This is a genomic window from Bacillus sp. ISL-41, from assembly GCF_018613235.1.
Classification (GTDB): Bacteria; Bacillota; Bacilli; order Bacillales; family Cytobacillaceae; genus Mesobacillus.
In genome coordinates this window covers 106,786-133,317 of the sequence record NZ_JAGGQP010000034.1, presented here as the reverse complement: position 1 = coordinate 133,317, position 26,532 = coordinate 106,786, and the positions used below count along the sequence as shown (strand labels likewise).

19 protein-coding genes and 1 riboswitch are annotated in these 26,532 nt (G+C 43.7%); of the genes, 11 read left to right on the top strand and 8 right to left on the bottom strand.

The features are described 5' to 3' along the window. Positions 1–161 precede the first annotated feature (161 nt). The 5 genes from metH to J7I80_RS18265 form a co-directional block, all read right to left on the bottom strand. Positions 162–3,614, bottom strand: a complete 3,453-nt coding sequence (gene metH, locus J7I80_RS18285; protein ID WP_214740169.1) for a methionine synthase — start codon at positions 3,612–3,614, stop codon at positions 162–164. After that, positions 3,595–5,457 (bottom strand): bifunctional homocysteine S-methyltransferase/methylenetetrahydrofolate reductase, encoded by a 1,863-nt coding sequence (locus J7I80_RS18280; protein ID WP_214740168.1) that lies wholly within the window; start codon positions 5,455–5,457, stop codon positions 3,595–3,597. The genes metH and J7I80_RS18280 overlap by 20 nt, the downstream gene beginning before the upstream one ends. After that, positions 5,457–6,635, bottom strand: coding sequence for a cystathionine beta-lyase (gene metC, locus J7I80_RS18275; RefSeq protein WP_214740166.1), 1,179 nt, complete (start codon positions 6,633–6,635; stop codon positions 5,457–5,459). The genes J7I80_RS18280 and metC overlap by 1 nt, the downstream gene beginning before the upstream one ends. After that, on the bottom strand, positions 6,632–7,747 hold the full coding sequence (locus tag J7I80_RS18270; protein WP_214740164.1) for a methionine biosynthesis PLP-dependent protein: 1,116 nt from the start codon (positions 7,745–7,747) through the stop codon (positions 6,632–6,634). The genes metC and J7I80_RS18270 overlap by 4 nt, the downstream gene beginning before the upstream one ends. 174 nt (positions 7,748–7,921) lie before the next feature. Then, a riboswitch (SAM riboswitch) is annotated at positions 7,922–8,034 on the bottom strand. 748 nt (positions 8,035–8,782) lie between these two features. After that, positions 8,783–10,414, bottom strand: coding sequence for a M4 family metallopeptidase (locus J7I80_RS18265; RefSeq protein WP_214740162.1), 1,632 nt, complete (start codon positions 10,412–10,414; stop codon positions 8,783–8,785). A gap of 253 nt (positions 10,415–10,667) precedes the next feature. Here J7I80_RS18265 and J7I80_RS18260 point away from each other — a divergent pair, with 253 nt between their 5' ends. The 5 genes from J7I80_RS18260 (at position 10,668) to J7I80_RS18240 (ending at position 15,769) form a co-directional block, all read left to right on the top strand. Further along, entirely contained in the window at positions 10,668–12,410 is a 1,743-nt protein-coding gene (locus J7I80_RS18260) for a carbon starvation CstA family protein (RefSeq protein WP_214740160.1), read from the top strand. Between the two features lie 59 nt (positions 12,411–12,469). Next, entirely contained in the window at positions 12,470–12,733 is a 264-nt protein-coding gene (locus J7I80_RS18255) for a cory-CC-star protein (protein ID WP_213367584.1), read from the top strand. Between the two features lie 11 nt (positions 12,734–12,744). Continuing rightward, positions 12,745–13,710, top strand: coding sequence for an ArsA family ATPase (locus J7I80_RS18250; RefSeq protein WP_214740158.1), 966 nt, complete (start codon positions 12,745–12,747; stop codon positions 13,708–13,710). Positions 13,711–13,825: 115 nt separating this feature from the next. Beyond that, positions 13,826–14,503 carry a hypothetical protein gene (locus J7I80_RS18245; RefSeq protein WP_214740156.1) on the top strand — a complete coding sequence of 226 codons (678 nt, stop codon included), beginning with the start codon at positions 13,826–13,828 and terminating at the stop codon, positions 14,501–14,503. A gap of 66 nt (positions 14,504–14,569) precedes the next feature. Continuing rightward, the gene (locus J7I80_RS18240) at positions 14,570–15,769 is read left to right on the top strand and encodes a thermonuclease family protein (RefSeq protein WP_214740154.1); all 1,200 of its coding nucleotides are present in this window, start codon (positions 14,570–14,572) and stop codon (positions 15,767–15,769) included. Between the two features lie 157 nt (positions 15,770–15,926). On the opposite strand, the gene J7I80_RS18235 is transcribed toward J7I80_RS18240, so the two are convergent. Both J7I80_RS18235 and J7I80_RS18230 read right to left on the bottom strand, forming a co-directional pair. Continuing rightward, positions 15,927–16,706: a hypothetical protein gene (locus J7I80_RS18235; RefSeq protein WP_214740152.1), complete on the bottom strand. Its 780-nt coding sequence runs from the start codon at positions 16,704–16,706 to the stop codon at positions 15,927–15,929. Further along, positions 16,696–16,866: a hypothetical protein gene (locus tag J7I80_RS18230; protein ID WP_214740151.1), complete on the bottom strand. Its 171-nt coding sequence runs from the start codon at positions 16,864–16,866 to the stop codon at positions 16,696–16,698. The genes J7I80_RS18235 and J7I80_RS18230 overlap by 11 nt, the downstream gene beginning before the upstream one ends. A 126-nt stretch (positions 16,867–16,992) precedes the next feature. Between J7I80_RS18230 and J7I80_RS18225 the strand changes: the two genes are divergently transcribed. The 3 genes from J7I80_RS18225 (at position 16,993) to J7I80_RS18215 (ending at position 19,847) form a co-directional block, all read left to right on the top strand. Beyond that, entirely contained in the window at positions 16,993–18,243 is a 1,251-nt protein-coding gene (locus tag J7I80_RS18225; protein WP_214740150.1) for an ATP-binding protein, read from the top strand. A gap of 294 nt (positions 18,244–18,537) precedes the next feature. After that, the gene (locus tag J7I80_RS18220) at positions 18,538–18,738 is read left to right on the top strand and encodes a cold-shock protein (RefSeq protein ID WP_214740149.1); all 201 of its coding nucleotides are present in this window, start codon (positions 18,538–18,540) and stop codon (positions 18,736–18,738) included. A gap of 152 nt (positions 18,739–18,890) precedes the next feature. Then, positions 18,891–19,847, top strand: a complete 957-nt coding sequence (locus tag J7I80_RS18215; protein WP_214740148.1) for a glycine-rich domain-containing protein — start codon at positions 18,891–18,893, stop codon at positions 19,845–19,847. 33 nt (positions 19,848–19,880) lie between these two features. On the opposite strand, the gene J7I80_RS18210 is transcribed toward J7I80_RS18215, so the two are convergent. After that, complete coding sequence (locus J7I80_RS18210; RefSeq protein ID WP_214740147.1) at positions 19,881–20,723, bottom strand: STAS domain-containing protein; 843 nt, start codon at positions 20,721–20,723, stop codon at positions 19,881–19,883. Positions 20,724–21,010: 287 nt separating this feature from the next. Here J7I80_RS18210 and J7I80_RS18205 point away from each other — a divergent pair, with 287 nt between their 5' ends. From J7I80_RS18205 to J7I80_RS18195, 3 genes are all read left to right on the top strand, one after another. Next, the gene (locus tag J7I80_RS18205; RefSeq protein WP_214740146.1) at positions 21,011–22,156 is read left to right on the top strand and encodes an exonuclease SbcCD subunit D; all 1,146 of its coding nucleotides are present in this window, start codon (positions 21,011–21,013) and stop codon (positions 22,154–22,156) included. Then, complete coding sequence (locus J7I80_RS18200) at positions 22,153–25,290, top strand: SbcC/MukB-like Walker B domain-containing protein (RefSeq protein WP_214740144.1); 3,138 nt, start codon at positions 22,153–22,155, stop codon at positions 25,288–25,290. The genes J7I80_RS18205 and J7I80_RS18200 overlap by 4 nt, the downstream gene beginning before the upstream one ends. Before the next feature lie 122 nt (positions 25,291–25,412). Then, on the top strand, positions 25,413–26,474 hold the full coding sequence (locus tag J7I80_RS18195) for a DUF3900 domain-containing protein (RefSeq protein WP_214740142.1): 1,062 nt from the start codon (positions 25,413–25,415) through the stop codon (positions 26,472–26,474). The last annotated feature ends 58 nt before the right edge of the window (positions 26,475–26,532 follow it).

Here is a 26,532-nt window from a genome sequence, read left to right as displayed (position 1 = left end):
ATGGTTTTTAGAAAGATTTAAAGAGTATATAAATAAGTAGAGAATGCTATTTTCGAGTTTATCCATTGTATGTTGATGGCCGATAGGATAAATGTTCAGAAGTTTCCTCTTAAACAGAAAAAGCAAGAGGGGATATCCCTCTTGCTGAAATATTCAATCTCCTAATTCTTCAACACATTGAAATACCTTGCTTCTGGATGGGAGAAGACAATAGCCGTAACTGATGCCTCCGGTTCCATCATGAATCCTTCGGTCAAATTAATTCCGATATCTTCTGGCTTGATCAAGTTGAAAAGCTTTTTTTGATCTTCCAAATCTGGACAAGCCGGATATCCGAATGAGAAACGCTGACCTTGATACTTGGCGGCGAAACGATCCTTCATTGTCATATCAGGTGTGTCCGGGAATCCCCATCGATCACGGATTTGGCGATGGATCAATTCCGCGAACCCTTCTGCACTTTCAAGAGCAAGTGCCTGGAGGGCATGGCTTTCCAGGAATCTTCCTTCTTTTTTCAACTGTTCTGCTGCCTGGCGAATTCCTGTACCTGCTGTGACTGCGAACATTCCGATGTAATCCTTTTCGGAATCACTGACAGGGCGGACAAAATCTGCCAGGCATAACCCAGGTGAAACCTCTTGTCGCGGAAAATCAAATGTCTCTACAATTTGATCGGTTTTTTCAGGATTATATACATACAGCCTGTTTCCATCTGACTGGGCAGGAAAGAACTGATAAACGGCAGCAGGTTTAATCCAATTATTTGTCTTGGATTCTTTTAAAAGAGACTGGACAACTTCCTGGAGCTTGACTGCCTTTTCATTGCCATCAGCCAGCATTCTTTCTACCTTTCCCTTTAGTCCAAGGTGATGCCCCAAAAGCATTTGCTGGTTTATATAGGGCTCAATATGGGACAGGGAGTAGGATTTTACAAGGTGCCTCTTTGTATCCTGCGGGGTGAATACCTGTGCTTTTGCTATTACCTTTGGACGTTCTAAAACGGTTGTGGCAGAAGTTCTGCCCGTTGCCGTATATTCTTGCTTAATTATCGCTGCTTCTTGCTTAGCCTTTTGTTCCGTTAAAAATTGTTCGTACCCATCCGGCTCCTGCAGTTGATTCGCGATCGACAGCCCGTTCATCGCATCTTTTGCATATAAAACAAGTCCGTCATACTCTTTAGCGATTTTAGTATCAGTGAATTTCCTTGATAATGCAGCGCCGCCTACAAGGATGGGAGTGTCGATACCTGCTTGCTTCATATCATGGGCAGTCAGCACCATCTGCTGTGCAGATTTAACAAGCAGTCCTGATAGGCCAACGATATTTGGTTTTTCCTTTTTAATCGCCTCAATCAGGGCAGTCGGTGTCACCTTGATTCCCAGGTCGACAACATCATAACCATTATTGCTGAGGATAATATCCACCAGGTTTTTGCCAATATCATGGACATCGCCCTTTACAGTCGCGAGGAGTACCTTCCCCTTTGCTGCCGTTGAATCATTTTTCTCCATATGAGGCTCCAAATGGGACACAGCGGCCTTCATGACCTCTGCACTCTGAAGGACCTCGGCCACAATCAACTGGTTGTCATTGAAAAGCCTGCCAACTTCTTTCATCCCGTCCATCAATGGACCATTGATAATATCCAGCGGTGCAGGGTAGGTCCCCAGTGCCATGTCAAGATCTTGCTGAAGGCCTTCTTTCGTTCCTTCAACTACATAGTAGGCAAGTCGTTCTTCAAGTGTCATATCAGGCAGTGCGCTTTTTGTTTCCTTCTTTTTATCCCGGTAAAAATCGGTGAATTCCGCAAGTGTCTTATCAGTTGTACTGAATAACAACTCTTCAGCCATTTTAACTTCTTCCGGACTAATCGAAGCAAATCGTTCAAGCTTTTCTGTATTCACGATTGCGTAATCAAGACCTGCCTGAGTGCAGTGATAAAGAAATACTGAATTCAACACCTCACGGCCGACAGGAGGGAGGCCAAAGGAAACATTGCTGATTCCAAGAATCGTTTGTGTTTTAGGGAGGGTTTCTTTGATTCTCCTGATTCCATCCACGGTTGCTTTTGCCGAGCCAATATATTGTTCATCCCCGGTGCCGACAGGGAAGACGAGCGGATCAAAAATCAAGTCCTGTGCAGGTACTTTATATTTGTTGACAAGCAGGTCATATGAACGTTTGGCTATTTCCAATTTTCTTTCAGCGGAAACACCCATTCCTTCTTCATCAATCGTTCCGACGACTACAGCAGCACCATATTTATGGATAAGGCGTGCCACTGACTCAAACCGTTCTTCGCCATCCTCCAGGTTAATGGAATTAATAATTGCCTTTCCCTGCGAATAACTCAATGCTTTTTCAATTACCTCATCATCAGTAGAGTCAATCACAAGCGGCGCTTTCACCTTTTTAACAACTTCCTTAATGAATCCTTCCATATCTTGAAGTTCATCACGGTCCGGGTCAGCCAGGCAGATATCGATGACGTGTGCTCCATTTCTAACCTGAGCCCTTGCAATCTCAGCTGCTTCTTCCAGTTTGCCTTCTGAGATCAGACGTTTGAATTTTCTGGAACCGATAACGTTCGTCCGTTCACCAACCATAATTGGCCTTAGTGTTGGATCATCATAGATGAAAGGCTCAATCCCAGAAACCATATGCAGATTGTTATCTTCCGTCTGCCTTGGCAGGCGCTCTTGCATTTTTTCCGAAATCGCCTTTATATGTGCAGGTGTCGTACCACAGCAGCCTCCGACAATATTCAGCCAGCCTTCACGGGCAAAATCGGCGAGCTTTTGGGCGAGCGTGTCTGGCGTTTCATGATATTGACCTTCCTCATCAGGCAGTCCAGCGTTCGGATAGCAGCTGACAGCAGAAGTCGAAAGGGAGGAAAGGGAGCGCAAATGCTCCTGCATGAATTCCGGTCCGGTTGCGCAATTCAATCCAATCGCAATCGGATTCATATGCTGGACTGAAATATAAAATGCTTCGATTGATTGGCCGGCTAGGGTCGTGCCCATTGGTTCAATTGTGGCAGAAATCATGAGAGGCAGTTCCTTGCCACTTTTTTGGAATGCACGCTGGATTCCTGTATAAGCCGCTTTAACGTTCAGCAAATCCTGGCTCGTTTCGAGCAAAAGCAAATCGACATTGCCATCGATCAGTCCAAGCGCCTGCTCTTCGTAGGAAGCAGACATCTCTTCAAAGGTTGAACCCCCCGTCACGCTAAGTGTTTTGGTAGTCGGACCCATTGACCCAGCCACAAATCGTGGCTTGGAGGGAGTGGATGCCTCGTCAGCCGCTTTTCTGGCAATAAGAGCCGCTTCTTTGTTGATTTCGTAAGCTCTGTGGCCCAGTCCATATTCATCAAGGACCAGGCTTGTGGCACCGAAAGTATTGGTCTCAACGATGTCTGCTCCAGCTTCGAAGTATTCACGATGAATCTTTTCAATTACTTCCGGCACAGTTATATTCAGGATTTCGTTACAGCCATCATATTCTTCACCGCCAAAATCTGCGGGGGTCAAGTCTGCCTGTTGGAGCATCGTTCCCATCGCTCCGTCCATAATCAGGATTTTTTTCTTCATCTGTTCAGTTAACAAGGTTGACATTCTGTTTCCTCCTCTTTAGAAGGCTGCTGTATTCATTAGCGTAGCTCGATAACTCGACACTCATCTCATAATTCATAAAAGGTGTGATGATATAGATTCCATTAAATAGTTCTGCTGCAGCCTCAATCAAACCTTTTGTAATCGCGATGCCTTCCTTTTTCGATTGCACCGGTTCATTATTGAATTTCGCCATGATATCGAGTATTTCCTGTGAAATCTTAATGCCGGGAACTTCATTATGAAGGAATTCAGCATTTCTGCTGCTCGTTAGCGGCATTAGTCCGATATAAACAGGGGCATCAATATGCTTTGTTGCTTCATGGACCTCCAAAAGCATTTTTTCGGAGTAAACAGGCTGGGTGATGAAATAATCTGCACCAGCGCAAATTTTCTTTTCCATCCTCATGACAGCCTTTTCGATGGAACGAACATTTGGATTGAAGGCAGCGCCAATCGAAAAAGCACCTTTTTGGCCTAAGTCTTTTCCAGAATAGGAGAGACCTTCATTAAACTGCTTGATCATCTCTATTAATTCAAAGGAAGAGACATCAAAAACAGATGATGCACCAGGAAAATCACCAACTCGGGCAGGGTCACCCGTTACTGCTAACACGTCATGCAGCCCAAGTGTATGCAAACCCATTAAATGTGACTGCAGTCCAATGATGTTTCGGTCACGGCAAGTCAAATGTACGAGGGGGCGCATACCGATCTTTTCCTTTACGAGATGGCCAATTGCCGAATTAGAAATCCTGGGTGAAGCAAGTGAATTATCTGCAAGAGTCAGAGCATCAATACCAGTATCCTTTAATGCTTTTGCTCCTTCAAAAAAACGTGTTGTATCCAGTTTTCGCGGTGAATCAAGCTCAACGATCACAGAGGGCCGTTCTTTCACCACTTGATGCAGTGAAGCTAAAGGCCTTTTTATGTCAGCGGGTTTGACTGCAATCTTCGCCTTCTTTGCAGGAATTTTCTTATCCAAAACAGGTGGCAATCCTTTTAGCTCATCAGCAAATGCTTTAACATGTTCAGGAGTCGTACCGCAGCATCCTCCAATCAGCCTGACTCCCTGGTCACGGAAGCTGCGGGCAGACTTGCCGAAGTACTCAGGATTGCCTTCGTAATGGAATTTACCATCTGTGTAAGCAGGTAACCCGGCGTTGGGATAGGCGGAAAGGAATGCCTTTGAAGGCAGCTCTATCTGCTCAAGACTGGAAATCATATGATGGGGACCAAGTCTGCAATTCAGACCCACAAGATCAGCGCCAAGATCCTCTAGTCTATTGAAAACCTCCTGAAGCGGGGTCTGGTCCTGCATGATTCCAATCTCCTGGAGGGATACCTGGGCGATGATCGGCAGGTCGGTTTCCTTTCGGGCAATCTCGAGCACCGTCTCGATTTCTTCCATATCATAAAATGTCTCCAGCAAAAGTCCATCAACCCCCTCCAGGAGAAGACAGTAGAGCTGCTCCCTGAAGCTTCTTTTGATTTCCTCAATCGGGATGGCGGAAGGCCTGATTCCCCGGTTCCCGCCAATCGTGCCGAGGACATATGCATCGGTACCTGCTGCCTGGCGAGCGAGTCTTACTGCGGCACTATTAATCTCTTTCACCTGATCCTCAAGTCCATATCTTTCAAGTTTTATATAATTGGCGGCATATGTGTTCGTCTGGATAAGATCAGCACCGGCATTTATATAGGCTTTATGGATCCTAATGATGTCATCAGGATGTGAGATGTTCAACTCTTCAAAACAGGTTCCGGCTCCATAAGAATGGAGGAGAGTACCAATCGCACCATCCGCGATTAAAATTTCATTTTCCAGGCGTTTCAGGAAACTCATTAGACTTCCTCCTTTTGTGCTGCTAAAGTTCCTATGTAATTCAAAGCTTGCTCAAAGTCAGCGATCAAGTCGTCGGCGTTTTCCAGCCCGACAGAGAGTCGAAGGAGGCCGTCAGTGATTCCGCGCCTTTCCCGTTCTTCCTTCGGCATGGCCGCATGTGACATTTTTGCAGGATAAGAGAGAATGGATTCTACTGCTCCAAGACTGACTGCAAAAACTGGGAGTTTCACTTGTTCTATGAATCTGGTTAAAGCCTCTGCATCCTCAAGCTCAAAGGACAGTACCGCTCCGGGTCCATATGCCTGCTGAATCTGAAGGTCCGACTGCGGATGATCCGCAAGGCCAGGGTAAAAGACATTCTTGATTAAAGGCAGTTTCTTTAACAATCCAGCGACTTTCTTTGCACTTTCCTGAGATTGGTTCATTCTGACAGACAAGGTCTTGATACCTCTCATAACAAGCCACGCATCCTGGACTCCCAGGACTGCCCCGAAAGAATTCTGCAGGGAATAAAGCCTGTTGGCCAGTTTTTCATCCTTAACCACCGCCAGACCTGCGACTGTATCACTGTGACCGGACAGAAACTTTGTGGCGCTGTGAAGGACAATATCAGCTCCAAGTTCCAGCGGACGCTGCAGGTAGGGAGTCATGAATGTGTTGTCGACAAAGGTAAGAGCGCCGTGTTTCTTTGCAATTTCGCTGACAGCATTTATGTCAGTGACCTTCAATAACGGATTGGAAGGTGTTTCTGCATATAGCAACGCAGTGTTTGGCCTAATCGCATGCTCCACCGCTTCGAGGTCGGTCATATCCACAAAAGTGTGCTCAATACCAAAACGGTTCAGTACCTGTGTAACCATCCGGTAAGTACCGCCATAAACATCCTCGGTTACGACCACGTGGTCACCTTGAGAAAGAAGCAAAAAGGCAGTTGAGATGGCGGCCATCCCGGAAGAAAAAGCAAAACCCCGGACACCGCCTTCCAGCTCGGCGATTATTTCTTCAAGTGCCTCTCTGGTAGGATTAAGGCTGCGGCTGTAATCATATTTACCAAATTTGTCTGCCGACGGCTGGTGGAAGGTTGAGGCGTGCTGGATCGGTACGCTTACTCCACCGGTTGCAGGATCGAACTTATGCTTGTTATGGAGCAGATGGGTTTCGAATGTATATCTGCTCATATTGCTTCTGCCTCCTGGCTTGCCTTTTGGAAAGCTGCATCCAAATCTTTTATCAGATCTGCAACATTTTCAATCCCCACAGAGAATCGCAGCAGTCGGTCACAAACACCGGTTTGTTCGCGAATTTCAGCTGGGATATCAGCATGTGTCTGAGTCGCAGGGTAGGTAATGAAGCTTTCGACTCCACCAAGGCTTTCAGCAAAAGTAATGGTTGATAGACTTTTTAAAAACGGATTGACCATGGCAGGAGAGTGTACCCTGAAAGAAATCATTCCGCCTCTGCCAGGATATAAGACATCCTTCACTGCAAGATGATTCTGTAAATAATCCACCAGCACCCTGGCATTTTGCTCGTGGCGTTCCATCCTCAATGCCAGGGTTTTCATCCCGCGGATGAGCAGCCAGGAATCGAAAGGACTTAACACCGCACCGCCGCCATTATGATGTAGGGAGAGGGAATCACATATCTGCTGTCCCCTGGCAACGATAAGCCCTGCAAGGACATCATTGTGACCACCAAGATATTTAGTTGCACTATGGATCACGATATCTGCACCTAATGTCAATGGTTTTTGCAGAAGGGGAGTATAGAAGGTATTATCAACAATCAGCAGAATGCTGTTCTCTCTTGCGACATTTGCGATGGCTTCAATATCCGCCTGCTCCATCAGCGGATTTGTCGGCGTTTCTACAAAAAGAGCCTTTGTCCGATGATTGATTGCGGATTTGATTTCTTTTAAATCGGCCATGTCAGCATATGTACTTTGTAATCCCCACTTTTTGAAACCCTGCTCCAGAAGCCGGTAAGTTCCCCCGTATAAATCCTTTGAAACAATCCATTCATCTCCATACTCGAATAATGAGAGAACTGTCCAGATTGCTGCCATTCCGGAGCTGCAGGCAAAACCGCGGTCACCATCCTCCAGGTCTGCAATCGCCTTTTCAAGGATTTCGCGAGTAGGATTGCCCGTGCGGACATAATCATAGCCGCTGGATTGTCCAATCCCTTCGTGGCGGTAGGCTGTCGTTAAATATATTGGTGGATTGACCGCACCTGTTGATGATTCACTCCTGTTGCCAAGCTGTGCTAGCTTTGTATCGATTTCAGCCAATTTATTCACTCCTAATTTTATAGTCAGATGGCAGTTTTTTGTTTTATGAGAAAAGACGAGGTAATCGACTTAAAAAGGGACTTGATCGACAATGATCCAGAAAGTCAGTGTGAGATCCCTAATAAAACAAAAAAAGCCTTCTTAAGAAGAAGACTTTACAGTTAGTAGCCAGTCTTCTTATCTGCCAAGTTTCAAGAACTTGCTGGAATTAGCACCTTTTCAACAAAAAATAATTGAAGGTTGCTGAAGCTTCACAGGGCCAGACCCTCAGCTTCTCTGGATAAGATTTCATATTATTGAATTATTAAATTTCTCTAAATATTACATCGGTTATGGAAGGATGTCAATCATTTTATTAAAGCGGTGAAGTATCTAAGCAGAAGATTCCTGCGATGTAAGATTAATTTAAGTATTTGTCATGGAATAGTGATTCTTTTTTGACAGGTTTTCTGGATACGAGGGCAAATCTGTCAAGATTACGTTGTTATTGTGACAACTTTTCATGATCCGAAGCCAAAGCTGTCAAGATTCCATTGGTTTTGTGACAGCTTTTCATGATCCGAAGCCAAAGCTGTCAAGATTCCATTGGTTTTGTGACAGCTTTTCATGATCCGAAGCCAAAGCTGTCAAGATTCCATTGGTTTTGTGACAACTTTTCATAATCCGAAGCCAAAGCTGTCAAGATTCCATTGGTTTCGTGACAACTTTTCATGATCCGAAGCCAAAGCTGTCAAGATTACGTTGTTATTGTGACAGCTTTTCATGTTTCGAAGCCAAAGCTGTCAAGATTCCATTGGTTTCGTGACAGCTTTTCTGGATACGAGGGCAAATCTGTCAAGATTACGTTGTTATTGTGACAACTTTTCATGATCTGAAGCCAAAGCTGTCAGGATTATTCATCCTCAATCCAGCTTACTCAAAACCTTAATACTCATTCTCTCATTTAAACCAGAAATCGAGAGATCAGCAGCAGTATAAAAAAACTGGCTCACAATAATAAATGAGCCAGTTTGTCTAAATATAAATATAAAGCTATTAATATATCCCTACAGCATCAAATGCTGCATTGACAGCTCCAACTTCTGCGGAAGCCGCGCCGTACAGGTCTTTTGCTGCTTGTACAGTTGCTGCTCGTGCCTGGCTGAAATTAGTGGAAGATGTGTAATACACTGTGTTTGCACGATAGAAGATCGCTCCCATTTTCTCCGTACCGATTCCTAGGACCGATACTCCATAATGTGATCCGCCTTCACTCAGAAGGTAGGCAGCTTTATTTATAATACCGCTGTTAATGTGAACTCCGCCATTGTCGGAAGTTCCAGTGTAACGCTTGGAGTAGTGATCAGGATCGCCGTATTTAGTTGGGTCACTCATAGAACGAAGGGCATCTCCAGCTGTGTTTGGTGTATAGATGTCTTCGCCGATTTCAAAATCAGGATCATTGTTGTCATGGAATTCAGCTAGTGTTCCGAAAATATCGGAAATCGCTTCGTTCAATGCACCTGATTCATACTGGTAAACCAGGTCCGAACTGAAATCCGTTACAGCGTGAGTCAGTTCATGAGCCACAACATCAAGACCGCCGGATAGCGGAATGAACGTTGTGCCATCTCCATCACCATACACCATTTGCTGGCCATTCCAGAATGCATTGTTATAACTTCTGCCGTAATGGACAGTCGACTTCAGCGCTGCGCCATTGTTGTCATATGAATTACGGCCAAAAGTGTTTTTATAGTAGTCATAGGTGAGACCTGCATAGTAATGAGCATCTACTGCGGCTCCATCATAAGCTGCGTTCAGGTTATTATCCGTATCCACCCATAGGGAGCCTGGCGTTCTCTGGCGGTTCTTGGCATCGTAGGTGAATACCCCATTTCCGCGAGTATTGTCCTGTAAATAATAAGAGCCATTTGAAAGAAGCGTGTTCAACGTCTTCGTGTCACCAAGCACTCCGATACCTGATCCAACCGTATCTGTTCCGTTTAAAGAAGGATTGTTTTTGCCAGCAGTATGAATGGCGTTGTATTTATTAATAATTTCACCTGTAACAGCGTTGATAAAGTACTGGTAATTGCCTGGTTCAGGGCTCAGGAAGTTCAGCGTGACATGGTAAGCGTACACTGCTTGATCCTCACCAGGGTAAACGACCAATTCAGCCGTTGGGGTTGCTTCATAATCAGGCTTATAGCCTAAATCCGCTTCTGCTGAAGCAATTGCATCTCTCTGAGATTTTTTGCTGGAGACTTTTACAAGCTTGTCGCCCAGTCCCTTGCTGACAGTTCCGCTAAAAACCTTAAGAACGCCGTTTTCGTCAACTCTGGCAGCCTGTGTTGCTCCCCAGACAGGAACGCCATTATAGGCCTGCTGCAGGCGGACAACATCTCCGCCCAGCTTGTCTGCTTCCTGAGATTTAACAACGAAACTATCATTTGTGCCCAGATTGTATTTTTCTTTCGAAGCTTTCAGGTACCCAAGGACAATATCCTTTGCTGATTTCTCTGATGGATTTGTCAGCTTGCCGGCAACAAATTCAGGTGCGCCATGGCTTTTCGTAAACTTCTTTGATGGTGAATCTGCTGATGGGGCGGCAAAGCCTGTTGCTGCAACCAATCCGCTGATTGCAAGGCTGGCTGTCAAACTTAAGGAAACGACTTTCTTCTTCAAATAAACTCCTCCTAAAATCAAATTCTATCTAATAGGAATTAGTAGATTATAATATTTATACTCTAATAGTCTGAACATTTCAACAACTAAGTCAAAAATTGTCGAATCTGTATGTTGGGAAATTTTTATAGGCAGGAGTGAATGCTTGGAGAAAGGATTTTAAGAAAAGTAGTCAGAATTTATTGACTAATCCAGCAATATATTTTTATTATTAAGTTGTAATACCAACTCATAAAAAAGGAGGTTTATAAAAATGAATTCTTTATGGTTAGCCGTGATCGGAATGATTGTCTTTGCGATTGGCTATCGCTTCTATTCCAAGTGGGTAGCAGAAAAGATTTACCGTCTCGATCCTAACTACGTTACACCGGCACACCAGTTTTCGGATGGGGTGGATTTTGTCCCAACGAAGAAAATGATCTTATGGGGCCACCATTTTACCTCTGTTGCCGGAGCTGCACCGATTGTCGGGCCAGCAATCGCTGTATACTGGGGATGGCTTCCAGCATTCCTGTGGGTTACTTTGGGGACGGTCTTTGCGGCAGGTGTCCATGACTTCGGAACTCTTGTCCTTTCAGTCAGGAATAAGGGACAGTCAGTAGGTACCATCACAAATAAGCTGATTGGCAAACGTGCGAAAATCATGTTCTTATTCATTATTTTAATACTTGTTTTGATGGTCAACGCCGTTTTTGCATGGGTCATCGCGAACTTATTTATCAACTTCCCGGCAAGCGTCCTGTCCGTATTCCTGCAAATTCCGCTCGCAATCTGGATTGGCTATGCTGTTTATAAAAAGAAAAAAGGGATGCTTCTGCCTTCATTGGTCGCACTTGCGGTCATGTATGGTGCCGCAATCCTGGCCAGCCGTGTACCGGCATTGCAGATTGATCTTGTGAAATACTTTGGCGGAGCGGATAACACCGTCATGTTTGGCCTGAGTGGTGTATCAATGGCTTTCTTAGTCTGGATTATCGTGTTGATGGTTTACGTGTACATTGCTTCAACACTGCCGGTCTGGAAGCTCCTTCAGCCTCGTGATTATATCAATTCACACCAGTTGGTTGTAGGTTTATTCATTTTATATGCTGGGTTAGTTCTCCTTCAGCCAGAAGTTACAGCTCCGGCGATGAATGCTGCGGCTACCGATGTTTCCTGGTTCCCGCTATTGTTCATCACAATTGCCTGCGGGGCGATTTCCGGGTTCCATGGACTGGTTTCTTCGGGGACTTCCTCCAAACAGCTGGAAAAAGAAACGGATGCCCGTTTTGTTGGTTATCTTGGTGCAGTTGGGGAAGGGGTTCTTGCACTGATCGCCATCATTGCAGTTGTCACTGTATTTGCGACAAAAGCTGATTTTACTGCTGCGTATTCAAGCTTTGCGGCTGCAAGTTCAGGCGGCCTTGGCAACTTCATCAATGGTGCTGCCCAGCTTGCGACTGGCATTTGGATTCCTGCGGACATCGCAAGGACAATTGTTTCCATCATTGTTGTCAGCTTTGCCGCTACAACTTTGGATACTTCAGTCAGATTGATGCGTTATATCATTGCTGAGATCGGAAGCGAATATAATGTCCAGGCTTTGACTAAAACCCATGTAGCGACAACTGTCGCAGTTGTTTCCAGTGCAGCGCTTGTACTTTTGCCAAAAGGTCCTAATGGATTCGGTTCTGGCGGATACCTGTTGTGGCCGCTGTTCGGAACAAGCAACCAGCTATTGGCAGGGGTAAGCCTTCTGCTCGTTTCCATCTGGCTAAAACGTCAGGGAAGGAATTATCTCGTTACTTTCATCCCAATGGTGTTCGTTTTCTTCATGACACTCTGGGCTATGATTCAACAGGTCGTTTTCCAGTGGTCTGGATATGGGGGCGGCGAGCTGAATATGCTGCTCTTTGGTATCGGCGGACTGATCCTGATATTTGTCTTCTGGATCATCATCGAGGCAATCGCAGCCTTCAGCAGGAATAATCCACCGCCATTAAGCAAGGAAATGTAATGAAATGGAGGCCGGGCGACCGGTCTCTATTGTCATTTTTAGAAAGAGAGGTAATCATGATGGGTTTTTACGAACAATTCAAGCGTGCTATAGCTGTCTATGATGAGATTCTCAGGCAGCCGCACAGGACCGAAATAGCACGTGAATTGAGAGATGAAGAAGACCTGTTTATGCTGTTATGCTTTTCAGAGATGCTTGGCCTGCCCAACCCGGCATTTTACTATACGCTTGAACTCTACCCTGTCATCATCGAGCGTTTTCATGATTGGCATTTGCGGGCAGGAATGGAAAAATCCCCGCTCGAAGGAATACGCTGCTGTTAGGAGGAACTGATATGGCGATGCTGGACAAGAAGATTTATTTTATCGGTGGAAAAGGCGGTGTTGGCAAAAGTACAACATCTGCAGCCATGGCGCTCTTACTTGCGCAAAAAGGGAAAAGGATCCTGCTGGTTTCAACCGATCCCGCACATAATACAGGGGATCTATTCCATCGGAACTTCCGTGGAGGAAAAATTGAAAATGCCACCCGGAATCTCGATGTACTGGAGATTGACTCGGAGCAGGAGTCCAGGAACTATATCAATGGTGTAAAAGGCAACTTGAAAGGCCTGGTAAAAGCGACGATGCTGGAAGAGGTCAACAGGCAGATTGACATGGCAGCATCCTCGCCTGGGGCAGAAGAAGCAGCGCTGTTTGACAAAATCACTTCATTGGTTCTGGAGGAAATAAGAAATTATGATGCCATTGTCTTTGATACAGCACCGACAGGGCATACAATCCGGCTGCTGACACTGCCGGAATTAATGGGCGTTTGGATGGACGGGCTGTTGGAAAGGCGCAAAAAGGTGAATGAAAATTATGCACAGTGGATGAACGATGGTGAAATCGTCGATGACCCTTTATATGACAAGCTGAATGAACGGAAAAACCGTTTTAAGCGCGTACGAGAAATACTGCTTGATGGTACACAAACGGAGTATGTATTTGTACTTAACGCGGAGCGCCTTCCTATCCTTGAAACGAGTAAGGCAATCGAAACACTGCACCAGCATGGCATACATGTAAACTCAATCGTTGTCAACAAAGTCATCCCCGAAGAGGCAGATGGTCGGTTCATGGCGCAAAGAAGAACGAACGAGCGATTGTATCTTGATGAAATCAAGGATAAATTCAAGAATCAGAGGAAGGTTTTACTGCCGCTCCTGGAGCATGATATTTCCTCGCTTAGCACACTGGAGTTCATTTCAGGTCTTTTGGGAAAACAAATCGATTCAATCTTGAACCATAGTCAAAAGTAGCGTTTTCATCTTGCTTATTAGGGTTATATGAATACATGGATAATTTTTTGAGTTGTATGGAAACTAAAGCTAATGATGAGCGGAAGGAATCTGTCATACAGAAAGGGGCACGAAAATGAGGCGGATCTATGCCGGTTCGATTACATCTTATAGTCAGTTCGGACATTTGAAGGTCCCAAAGGGTATTAAAAATATCTGTCCAGTATGCAAGGAAAAAGTTGAATTCGTTCTTAAGTCGACGTACCAGAGCAGCAAACATGGACTAATGACTGAAAGTGCTTGTCCCTCATGCAAACATAGTGTGCCGTTTGTTATCATTACAAGGGACAACGAAACACAGCCCGATGTGTACATATATGATCCACAGAGCTCCACAGATCCGACAAGCCAGATACAGCATATTCCCAAAATACCCGAAGAATTGGTAAGGGCATATAAATCGGCAGTCAGCGTTTATCTTTCAAAAGAGAATACAGCCACTGCGGTACTGGCCAAGCGTGTCATTGAGAATGTTCTAAAAAACTTTTTGGGTGACAAGGCAAAGGGCATGAGCCTTGATCAGCAATTCGAGATCCTTCCAGACCATATTAATTTAGTAAACCCGGTTACCTCATTAAGCCCTTTGATGAAACCTGAAGGGGGACTCCATAGGATGCTTGAGCTGGAAACGGACATGGATGATGAAATGACAGAATTAATAATGGATTTACTGGAAGATTTGATTCAATATCTGTTCGTATTGCCGGGAAAAATTGAAATGACCCGGGAACAAATCGAAAAGAAATTAAATTGACTTCAAGCAGCTTCCACGGGAAGCTGTTTTTTTGGTATATTAGGAGGGGTAAAAGGGGGAGCCGCAGTGAATTACATAAAAAAATGTAGTGTGATATTTGCCATCCTGATGGCATTTTTTATTTTACCTATCTTGGCCTCGGCGCATAATGGCTCGCGGGATGAACTGGGCGGACATTTCCGCAATGCAGATTGCGTATATATCCTTCATGAGCCTACTTCGATTGCCAAAAGCGCAGCCAATATTGGCGAGCTAATCCGATTGATTGATCAATATAACAGTAATTCTGATTGTGCAGCCGGACTCAGTGAGGAAAAAATAGATTTGGAGGGGTATACTTTATCAGGGGCAGGAAATGTTGCGCCAGAATCTAATCAGGCTGCAGGCGAAATGCCTAAAGCTGAAGTTTCTATCGGCAAGTTTCAGCTTGGAAAAGTGTATGAAGCAGAATTGTCAGATTGCACTGACGGGGATACGGCTGTGTTTACGATCAACGGAAAAGACTATAAAACGCGTTTTCTCTATATTGACACCCCTGAAAGCACAAGGACGAAGGAACCATTCGGACCTGAAGCGGCACAGTATACATGTTCCTTTTTAAAGCAGGGGAATATTAGACTTGAGACGGATGGCGGAAGCCTTTTCGATAAATATGATCGACTTTTAGCATGGGTTTGGGTAGGAGACAAGCTGCATCAGGAGGAAATCACGAAGGCAGGACTGGTCGAAGACTTTTACGATTATGGCAGCTATAAGTATGAAAATCAAATCTGGTCTGCGATGGATTATGCAAAAGATAATGGAAAAGGCATATATTCAGCTACGGATGCTCCAGAAGAGAGAAATGAACAATCACAAGAGCAACCTAAAGAACAAGATGATCATACCGACCAAGAGCAGCAGCCCAAAAATGATAGGGAAGAAAATCAACAAGAAAGTCAGCCTGAAAACAAGGAAGAAGCTACCGAAGTAACTGACCAACAGCGTGAATCGAAGCAAGAATCCGATCAGGGTGAAACTGCTGACGAAGAATTTGGTTGCAGCTTTTTAAGCGGCCTGTTGTACGCCATGTTATTTTACCTCACACTTCCAATAAAGAAGGCGATGGGGAAGCGGACGCTGATCGCTCACAGGTTGTGGAGCAAAAAATGGCCTCTTAATCTGTTACTTGGCGTAATTTATGCTTTTCTATGCTACATTACCTTGCTGCTGTTACTAGTGGAAGTGCTCCACCTTTTCAAAAATAAAAAGCGCAGGCGAAAATGACGGACACTACTTGATGGGAAATCGAAAAAACTGTCCGTCATCCAGGTTATGATGGACAAATTGTAATGGTGAATCGGAAAACTGAACGCCATCCTTTATGGATGGCGTTTTCCATTTTTTTGAAATACTTTCAGCACTAGTGGCTGCTATTTTTCAGTTACGGTGAAGCGATCTTCAGCATTTTGAAGAAATCATCTCGATTATATGCCTCGTAAAGCAATCTTTCATGATTGAAAATGGCGTAATACGGCAGCGAATCGATTTTTAAATCAGGGAATTGCCGGCGTGCTTCCTCAATGTTGTTAACCTTCAAGGAATGTGCCTTATGTACATATTTGTTATTTACCTGTTCGAGGGCCCAATTTGCCTGCATCTCTTCTGGTTTATACAGTTCAAGTACAGCCAGGTAGCCTGGTTCTTCGGCAAGTTGTGCCTGATACGCAACCACCTCTTCAATGATTAATGGAAAAGCATAATGATAGACTTGATCTCCACTGGAGGCCTGGATGATTACTGTACTTTGGCCAGCCACATTATTAAAGGTATAGGTATCATCAAAAACTGTTTCCAGCGGAAGGTTCCCCATCTCTAAATCTTCTTGTCCCTCTGAGCGGTAAACAGATATACTGTCAATTCCTGCTTTTTCGGGAAAAGTAATCTTCATTTCGCTGAACGGCTTCACACTGACAGGCAGCAAATCATGGAACAGGATTGGTGGCTCATCCTGGTCGATGACAGGTCCGGTGCCTTTTTCTACCCAGGCAAATGTGCCTGATTTATATATAACTTCCTGGTCTCCAACGGTGATTTCTGCTTCTGGAATATCGAAAGAAGATTCTTTTTCTTTATCCGGCATAAGCGTACGGTATCTATCTATTGTGAAAACCAGCAATATCGCGAAGAGAAGTATTCCGTATGAAAGCCATTTACTTTTCATAGTTAGTATTCTTTGAAGTTAGCATCTTTTCAATTTCATCATCTGTTGGTGGCGGTGCCAATGGGTTTAGATGAGCATTCAACTTATCAATCTTCTTGTGCAGTCTAACAACATCAATGAGTATGAACAACAGTAAAACAAAGATTAACCACATTAACAAATCAAACACCTCTCTTTTTTCAAATATAAAACAAATGGCATGGAATAGAAAGGTGAAAATGGATAAAATTTGCGCTGCGCACTGGATTATAATACTATCTTAGTGAGTACAAATGGTGGTGTTGCAGTGGAAATTACAAAGCATTTATTAATGAATCTCTCTCTTCTTCTTGTCCTGTTGTTTTTTACACAATTAATCATTGAAAGGCAAGTGAAGGAAGAGAGCCGAGAAAGATATCAATTATTCTATTTCATTATATCGATTTTTACATGTTATATTTTTTCAGTACAAGTTCAGGATGGCATTCACTTTGACCTTCGACAGGTGCCGATGATTCTTGGAAGTCTCTATACTGGATATAGTTTTCTGCTTGCAGGCGTCACGATCCTTATGAGAGGTTTTTTAGGGATAAACGATGGGTTCTGGGTCTCGGTGGGGGTCTTTGCAGCGCTTGCCATCCTTCTCAAATGGATTCATCCCTGGTTCAACAGGCTTACTCTGAACAGCAGAGTCGGTATTTCTGTTTTATTGACCGTAATCACTTCGTTTTTGCTGATGCAAATGGTCAACGTAGTTAGTGAACCAATCAGACACCCGGAAGCCTGGATCAGTTTCATTTTGATTCCCGCGCTAACCTCAGGTCTTGTCAGCTATTCAATAGAGACAATTCGTCAAACATTTATTATCCGGCAAAGACTAGCGAAGGCCGATAAAATTGAAGCCGTCAGCCATTTAAGTGCGGCTATTTCTCATGAAATCCGCAATCCACTTACAACTGTGAAAGGATTTCTGCAACTGCTCGGTGAGAAAGATTATCCTGATGAAAAGAAAAAGGAATTCATAGATATTGCAGTCCAGGAATTAAATCGTGCTGAAGAAGTCATTAATGACTATCTTACTTTTGCAAGACCTGCTTTTGAAAAGGAAGAGCAAATCGAAATCGATAAGGAATTGAATCAGGTCCTTAATGTACTAAATCCATTGGCTAACCTTAATGGTGTGAAAATAATCAAAAAGTATAGTCCGGGATTAGTCATATCAGGGGACCGTTCGAAATTCAAGCAAGGGTTCATCAACCTGATCAAGAACGGTTTGGAGGCTATGCCAAACGGCGGAGAACTAATCGTCCAAACGTTCCGCACCGGAACTGTAATTCATATTCTCGTGAGAGATACAGGTCTCGGGATGACGGAAGAACAGATTGCCCGCCTGGGAGAACCATACTATACGACAAAAGGGCAGCAAGGAACTGGCCTTGGCATGATGGTGACTTTCAGCATCATCCGTGCAATGAGAGGTAAAGTAGAGGTCAAGAGCCAGGTTGGCACAGGGACCACCTTCCATATCCGCTTCAGCAATATAATAGAAGACAGCTAGCATGATTCTTCCAACGATTTGGGATGGTATTGATTTTTTTGAACATTTCTCAGCTGAAAGCTCCTGCCAGATAACAAGCACTTTAAACAAGAAATTGTCAGGTTTGTCTTCTGTTGACATTAAAATCCATCGTTGCTATATTGAAATTAGCTGATTGCACACGTATTAGGCACTATGCAATTTGCTTATTCCAATGTTTTAGACGTTTGAATAGGTCATGTATGAGGAACTAGTCGTTGTGATTTGCTAAATTTTAATCATGGCTTGTTCGGCCGATCTAGGAGGATTTTTCACATGAAAAACGGAAAAGTTAAATGGTTCAATGCAGAAAAAGGATTTGGTTTCATCGAAACTGAAGACGGCAATGATGTTTTCGTACATTACTCGGCTATTCAAACAGAAGGCTTCAAAACATTAGAAGAGGGCCAGGAAGTATCTTTTGAGGTTGTTGAAGGTGCTCGCGGACCACAAGCTGCTAATGTTACTAAACTATAATCGTTACTAAACTATCATTCTTAGTCTGATTTTTAGCTCAGCCAACTGGCTGGGCTTTTTAAGTACCAAAAATTACAATTAATTTGAAACCTTTCCATTATGAAAAACGTAATATCGATTAACAACTATTCCACAAGGCGAGGTGTATGATGTTGGGTATCTTCTTAACAATAGCGGCGGGAGCAGGGATTCTCTTTGCCATAGCTTATTTTTCGGGCAATGGAAGCAAGAAGAAAGTTTTATTGAAGGAGAATATACCGGATCGTCTTGGATTGCTGGAAGATGTGCCAGCTTCTGCTATCCTGAATAAATTGGAAAATGCACTTCCTTATGAGTATATCAATCAAGTAAAACTTCGATATTTAAGTGACCATCCACAAATTTCCGATGATGAATTTGAATGGCGCCTATTTGAATTAAAACGATATTTCTTCCTCAATTCGATTATGAAAAGCACGCCGATGTTCAGCAGCGAGGTCGATGATGTGTGGCATGAGATGCTGATGTTCACGAAGCAATATGAAGCTTTTTCCGAAAAATATCTTGGCAAAATGCTTCATCATACGCCGAATCTGGAGCCGGAACCGGCACCACAGCAACGGGCCTTCTTTGATTGGGTGTTTGCTCAGCTATTTGAAATAACAGAGTACACATGGCAGGCATGGGGAGACTTTTTTCATTATCCAATGGATCAGCAGCTTCTCAAAAAAATCGGTTCACTTAGTGACGATGAGCTGAAACAGCAATTTTTCAGGATTACTGAGGATAATCAGGAGCTAGTCGATTACTTAACCAAACAGTTTAGGTCACAACTAAAAAAAACACAGGAAATGTATAGTGTTGACAGAAAAGGGACCTTTGAAAGGCCAGTGCTTTTTGGCGACTTATCAGGATTGAGCCTGGTAATGATGTTTTATTCTTACTATTACTTTGATGAATACTGGGACTATGCACAAGCATATGTGTATTCACACCAGGCACATGGAACATCGGCCTGCAGTGCCGTTTTTTGCGGGTCGGGCGACTTGAATGATTCCCATAATGATGGAGGCGGACAGAGCTGTTCTTCCAGCAGCTGTTCAAGCTGTGGCGGAGGGTGTTCATCCTAAAAATAAAAACCTTCTAGTGATTGCTAGCAGGTTTTAACTTTGTATGATTTTTTTAATTACATTCTGCAGATTACCTTCTGTAGTAATATCTGAAAAATCTATTCCCAGCTGAACTGCTGTTTGTGCAACCTCTGGCCGGATCCCCGTAACGATGGTTTGAACGCCCAGCAGCTTTAGGGCATCCATCAGTTTGAAGATTTGATGGGCTACCATCGTATCAACCATCACGACTCCTGAAAGATCAACGATCAAGGTATTGATTCTGGCATCGATACTTTGTGTAAGCGTCGATTCCATCAAGCCCTTTGCTCTCGTTGTATCGATTTCACCAATCAATGGCAGAAGACCGACTTCCCTTGTCAGACTAATTACTGGTGCGCTTAATTCCTTAATTAAAGTTGCTTGAGAGGCTAATCGATTCATAAGGATATCCATGAAAACGATAATAAATGTTTCAAAGACATAATCAAGCGTGTAATTAATCTTTTCTTCCCATGTAAAAACGTCGTCCAGTGTGATCTCCATTTCAGTCTGTTTCACGAATCTTTGAACATATTCCCAGTAAACACGACGGAAAACGCCTGAATTCCAAGCCACTTCTGTCAGGTCCGTTTTAGATTTTATCCGGTCAGCTGCAGTCTGGCTCGTCCAGGCCGAAATGGTTTCCATCATCTCTTCCTCAGTCTGATAAAGTGATTTGGCTACAAGGCGAACATAATTTGAATTCTGCTCCTTCACCCTGTTCATAACTTCTGACGGCGCGTCAGCAGAGTAATCCGACCCCTTAATAACCCGCTGGCGTTTAAGCCAATCCTCTGTAAAATGGCTCGCATTATCGAAAAGAAACTTATATAACGCCTCTGTTTTTGGTTCCATTCATAATCCCTGCTTTATTGATTAGTCGTAACTCTATTGTGAAAAACAAGAGTTGAAAAGTCAAATTTCAAATATAATTAGTAAATGTTATTACAATATACAATAGTAGAGGAAAAATCAGGTAGATTTTCCAGGGGGTTTCTGATAGAATTAGAACAAACGTTCCTAAATCTTTCCTTTTTTTGAGCACCCAATAAATTTTTGAGTTTGATATAATAGTAGCATTGTCAAAAAACGCTTATAGCAAAATTAAAATAGATAACTTTAAAAAAACAGGGGGGATTGGCATGAAATTTATCCATACAGGTGACTGGCATCTTGGAAAGCTTGTACATGGTATGTACATGACTTCAGACCAGCGAGAGGTATTGAATCAATTTGTAGACCTTGTTGCCGACGAAAAGCCTGATGCTGTAGTGATTGCAGGGGATCTTTATGACAGGTCTGTACCGCCGACAGATGCTGTGGAGCTTCTTGATGAAGTGCTCTTCAGGATCAACGTGGAACTGAACACGCCGATTGTGGCGATTGCAGGAAATCACGACAGCGCAGAACGCCTGTCCTTTGGCAGTTCATGGTATCGTCACAACCATTTTTACCTTACCGGTAAATTGACGAACGACTTTAGGCCCGTACATATTAACGGGGTCAATTTTTACCTGATTCCTTATGCTGAACCTGGCGTCGTCCGCCATTTGCTTGACGATTCTTCAATCCATTCCCATCAGGATGCGATGAAAGCAGTGATCGGCAAAATTGAAGAAAATCTGAATCCTGACGAAGCAAACGTTTTTGTGGGACATGCTTTCGTGCTTGGAGGCGACTCATGTGATTCGGAGCGCACATTATCGGTTGGCGGTTCAGGCTGTGTCACCCAGGACCTCTTTGACCCGTTCGCCTTTACTGCACTAGGGCATCTTCACAGCCCAGACGCAATCAAGCATGACAAAATCAAATACTCTGGCTCCCTGTTAAAATATTCATTTTCGGAAGCAAAACAGCGTAAATCGATTTCAATCATTGAAATGAATGAAAACGGCAGCTTTGACATGCGCTACAGGACCCTGAAACCGAAGCAAGACATGCGTGAGTTGGAGGGCCACCTTGAACAGCTTTTGGATCCATCATTTTATGAAAAAGAAAATACGAGTGATTATTTAAAAGTAACTTTGCTAGATGACGGGGCCATGATCGACCCAATGGGCAAACTGCGTCAGGTCTTTCCGAATGTCCTCCATCTAGAGCGTAAAATCGAATCTATAGATCAGAAGCAAAAGCAGCACTTCAGCTCCAGCAGGGAAGAGAAAAAGACTGAGCTGGAGCTTTTCGAACAGTTTTACAAGGAAATGACCACAAGCGAATTTTCAGAAGATAAACGTGGGGTCATGACAGATGTGATTGGCAAAGTATTGAGGGAGGAGGGTCAAAAATGAAACCTCTGAAACTGACGATGCAGGCTTTCGGGCCATATGCCGGTACGGAAACGATAGATTTCAAGCAGCTTGAGAACAGGACAATGTTTGTCATTTCGGGTAAAACTGGATCTGGAAAGACAACGATTTTTGACGGCATCAGTTACGCGATTTACGGCAAGGCAAGCGGTGAGGATCGTAATGGCCCCGATCTGCGAAGCCAATTTGCTGAAGATGAGTTATTGACTGAAGTTACTCTTGAATTTTCATTGCGTCAAAAGACGTACCGGATTACAAGGTCTCCTCAGCAGGAGAGGAAAAAGAAATCTGGTGAAGGAACAACAAATGTCGGTGCCAAGGCAGAATTTTATCTGATCGACGAAAACGGAGAACTGCAGCTGCTTGCTTCAAATGTCCGCGAAGTGGATGAAAAGATCAAGGAGATCATGATTATCGACAGCAATCAATTCCGGCAGATCCTGATGATTCCACAGGGGGAATTCCGAAAGCTTCTAACTTCCGACAGTAAGGAAAAGGAAGTTATCCTGCAAAGACTCTTCCATACGGAAATCTATAAAAGAGTAGAGGAAAAGCTTAAGGAAGAAGCAACTGTGCTGAAAAAAACGGTCGAGGACCAGGTTGAAAAGAGGAATTCAGCACTTCGCAGCATAAAAGCTGTGGAAAATGAGGAACTGAAAGAGTATGTAGAAGCCGGCAGTACAAATGATGTATTGATCCTTCCGCTTTTAAAAGAAGAAATTGGGGCAATGGAAATAAAGCTTGAAAAGCTAAACAGGAACCGCGATAAGCTTCAGCTGGAGCGCGATAAAATGCAGCAGCGTTTGTTCGAAGCTGAAGCAACTTTAAAACAAATCCAATCACTAGAAATCCTTAAGATGACAAAGGAAAAGCTTGAAGGCCAAAAGGGTCTTTATGCAGAAAAAGAAAAGCAAACAGTGCTTGCCAAAAAAGCAGCTCTTCTGGAAGCTCAGGAACAGCTTTGCCACCGACTCAAGGCCGACCTGGACAGTATAACAAACCAGGTAAATGTGATCACAAAACGAATTGAGCAGTTAACAGTAAGACTCACAGCAGCAGAAAAAGAACACCAGAAACAAATTGATCGGGAACCAGAGCGGAAAGCAGCTGCTGAACAGGTTAACAGGCTTGAAAATATGAAGGAAGATGTCCAAGTATTCGCCAGCATAGCTTCACAGTTTGCAGAACTTAAGCAAGCACTGGAATCATCGGTAAAGAACCGGGAGAACAATGAAGCTCAGATTAAGTCAACTGAGGAGCGGCTTAAAGTTTTGCTTACAGAAAAGGAAGATGCCGAAAAGACTCAAATTACTTATCTGGAGAATGACCGGAAATTGGAGAAACTGTTGCTTGAATTGGAGAAGTTGAATAGGCTTGGCAACCATAATCAGAAAGTTACCCAAGCCCGAGCAAGCTTTGAAGCACGAAAAGGCATTTTTAACCAGGCTGTATCCAGACTGAATGATGCCAAAGCCACATTGGAAGAGCTTGAACAAAAATGGCTTCATTCCCAGGCTGCAGTTTTGGCTGCCTCACTCCACGATAGCAGTGCTTGCCCTGTTTGCGGATCAGAGCATCATCCTGAACCCGCGAAAGCAACTGAAGGTTTTATTCCGACCGAAGAGGATCTAAAAGCTGCACGAGAGCAGATCACTGGTGTTGAAAGAGAGAAGAGCGCTGCTGAAAAGTCTTACATCGAGGCAGATACGACCCTTAGGTCAAGGATTGAAAGCGGAGAGGAAATGATTGCTGAAATCGTCAAATTCCACTCTGACTTTGTCGTCGGCCAGTTAGCTGACACCGTCCTGCTGACCCAAAGTGAGGTTGAAAAACTGCAACATGAGCAGAATCAACACTCGGTGAAGTTAAAAGGCCTGGAAAAAATCAAATCTGAAATCAAAAGGTTTGAAGATGAAAGAGAAAGGCTGAATAAGCAGCTGAAAGCTATCGACGAAAGCTATCAAAGCCTGATGATCCAGTATACGGAAAAGAAAACCACCCTAGAGAGAATAACAGAGAAAATACCTGAACAACTGCGATCACTGCAAGTATTCGAATCGAAAGTGAAATCAGCACGACTCTTACAGAAGCAGCTTGATGAGGAACTAGAGCAGGCGCGCACAAATTATCAGGAAGCGAAAGAACTTCTGGGAACCGAAAAAGCACGGAGTGAAGAGGCCGAAAAGAGATTGAAGGAAATAGATTCGCAATTGACAGCCGAGAGGGAAACATTCAAAAACAATATGACATCCCAGGGCTTTGAAAACTATCAGGCCTATTACCAGGCGAAAATTCCAGAACAGGCTATTCAACAGCTTGATGCAGACATCTTGAATTATCGGGAAGAAGTCAGGTCGGTAAGTGATCGTTTCGCGGAATTGTCTGAACTTCTTAAAGACGTTAAGAAACCTGATATGGAAACACTTCAAGCAGAATTCGCCCAGTTAAATAATATGATTAGGGAGACTGATGAAGCATACCAGGATTTAAACATGAAAAAACGTGATAATCAGTCCATCTTGGATCAGGTAGATACTCTGAATGAGCAGATGAAGGTACTGGAGGAAAAGTACAAGCTAGTTGGGCATTTATTCGAAATTTCAAAAGGCCAGAACACTTACAGGATTACTTTCGAACGTTATGTCTTGGCGGCGTTTCTCGATGATATACTGGCTGAGGCGAATCTAAGGCTCAACAAGATGACGAGCGGACGATACAGATTATTGCGGAAAACCGATCGTTCAAAAGGCAATGTACAGAGTGGGTTGGAGCTCTTGGTTTTGGATGCATATACCGGACAGGAGCGACATGTTAAGACATTGTCTGGCGGAGAAAGCTTCAAGGCTGCGCTGTCACTAGCGCTGGGACTAGCCGATGTTGTCCAAAATTACGCAGGTGGAGTTTCATTAGAGACAATGTTCATCGATGAAGGCTTCGGAACCCTTGATCCAGAATCCCTGGACCAGGCCATTGAAGCATTAATCGATATCCAGAGCAGCGGCCGGCTTGTCGGGATCATTTCTCACGTGCCGGAACTAAAAGAGCGGATTGATGCAAGGCTCGAGGTCATATCAACCCAAACCGGGAGCAAAACAGAATTTGTATTGTTGAACTAACGGACAAATACAGCATCTTGCAATAGATGCTGTATTTTCACGCTTATAGGTCAGGCCTGAGTCTCAACTTGTAATCAGCTTGTCAAAAGTAATCAATAAATACGTCAGCAGGGAGTTTTACCATGGATTTTGAAGTTCAATACTTATCATTTTACGTTGTACAGGTAGAAGGAAAAGGCGATCAGGCAGATAAAAGATATAAACATTTCCAGACATTGAATGAGGAAGAATATGAATCTAGCCATCTGAAGGATTTTCTCGATGGCGAATTTGCCAAAATCGTCAAGCGTAAGGTAGAACGCCATCCAAAAACAGATGAAGTTCCTACTAAGCTCGGGTACTTCATCGTTGAGGAGGGGCATGATTTAACATCCAACCCAAACTACAATCTTTTCCATCGAGTACGTTTTGCGGAGTCAAAGGAAGACTTCCAGCAAGAGAGTGAAAAATTCGCTATTGCTTACGTAGATACAAGTGCAGTAAGAGGTGGGGCTTTTATTGTAGCAAGAGCCAAGCTTCGCAAGTTTTTTGATGATGCATTTGTGTTCATCCTTAAATGTGATTTTGAACCAAAAGTAGCTTCCATTTCTGATGAGTCAACATTGATCCGGCAAGTGGAAATGGCGATAACGACTAAAAACATGAAATCCATACAATATCCCTATATGCCAGAAGAGGGAATGATCCAGGATAATGAACTAAAAATCAACCAGTCTTCCCATGCACGTTATTTTGAAGACTTCCTGAAATATGTAGAGTATGGCCAATCGATGCCAGAAATCGTTAAGACTCAAGTTATTGAGATGGTCCGAGGGCATATGGAGGAAACCTTTGAGCCGGAAAGTGAGGAGCGGGAGCAGTTAGAGAGCGCCATGGAAATCTGGGCAGCCAGTGACAAGCGCGAACTCCAGGAGCGATTCGAGCCAGAGCAGGTCATTGAAGCGGCTGCACAGCTCATCGAGCATACCCCTGAACTGGAACTGAAAATGAAGCTCGACCACATATCAGTGAAAGGGTTGCTGGCTGATTACGGTGACAGCATCCATCTGTCAAAGGTGAATGGAAAGTATGTCATTATGATTGAAGCAGATACCATTACTTTTGAAAAAGGCTTTTCTCCAGTCGAATTTGCCAAACCAGATGAAATTGGTACCGTAGTAGAAAGAATAAGGCAAAAGAGCTGACAACTTATAAAGTTACAGCATGAAGAAAATAGCCGGATTAATACTTAATACTTTAATA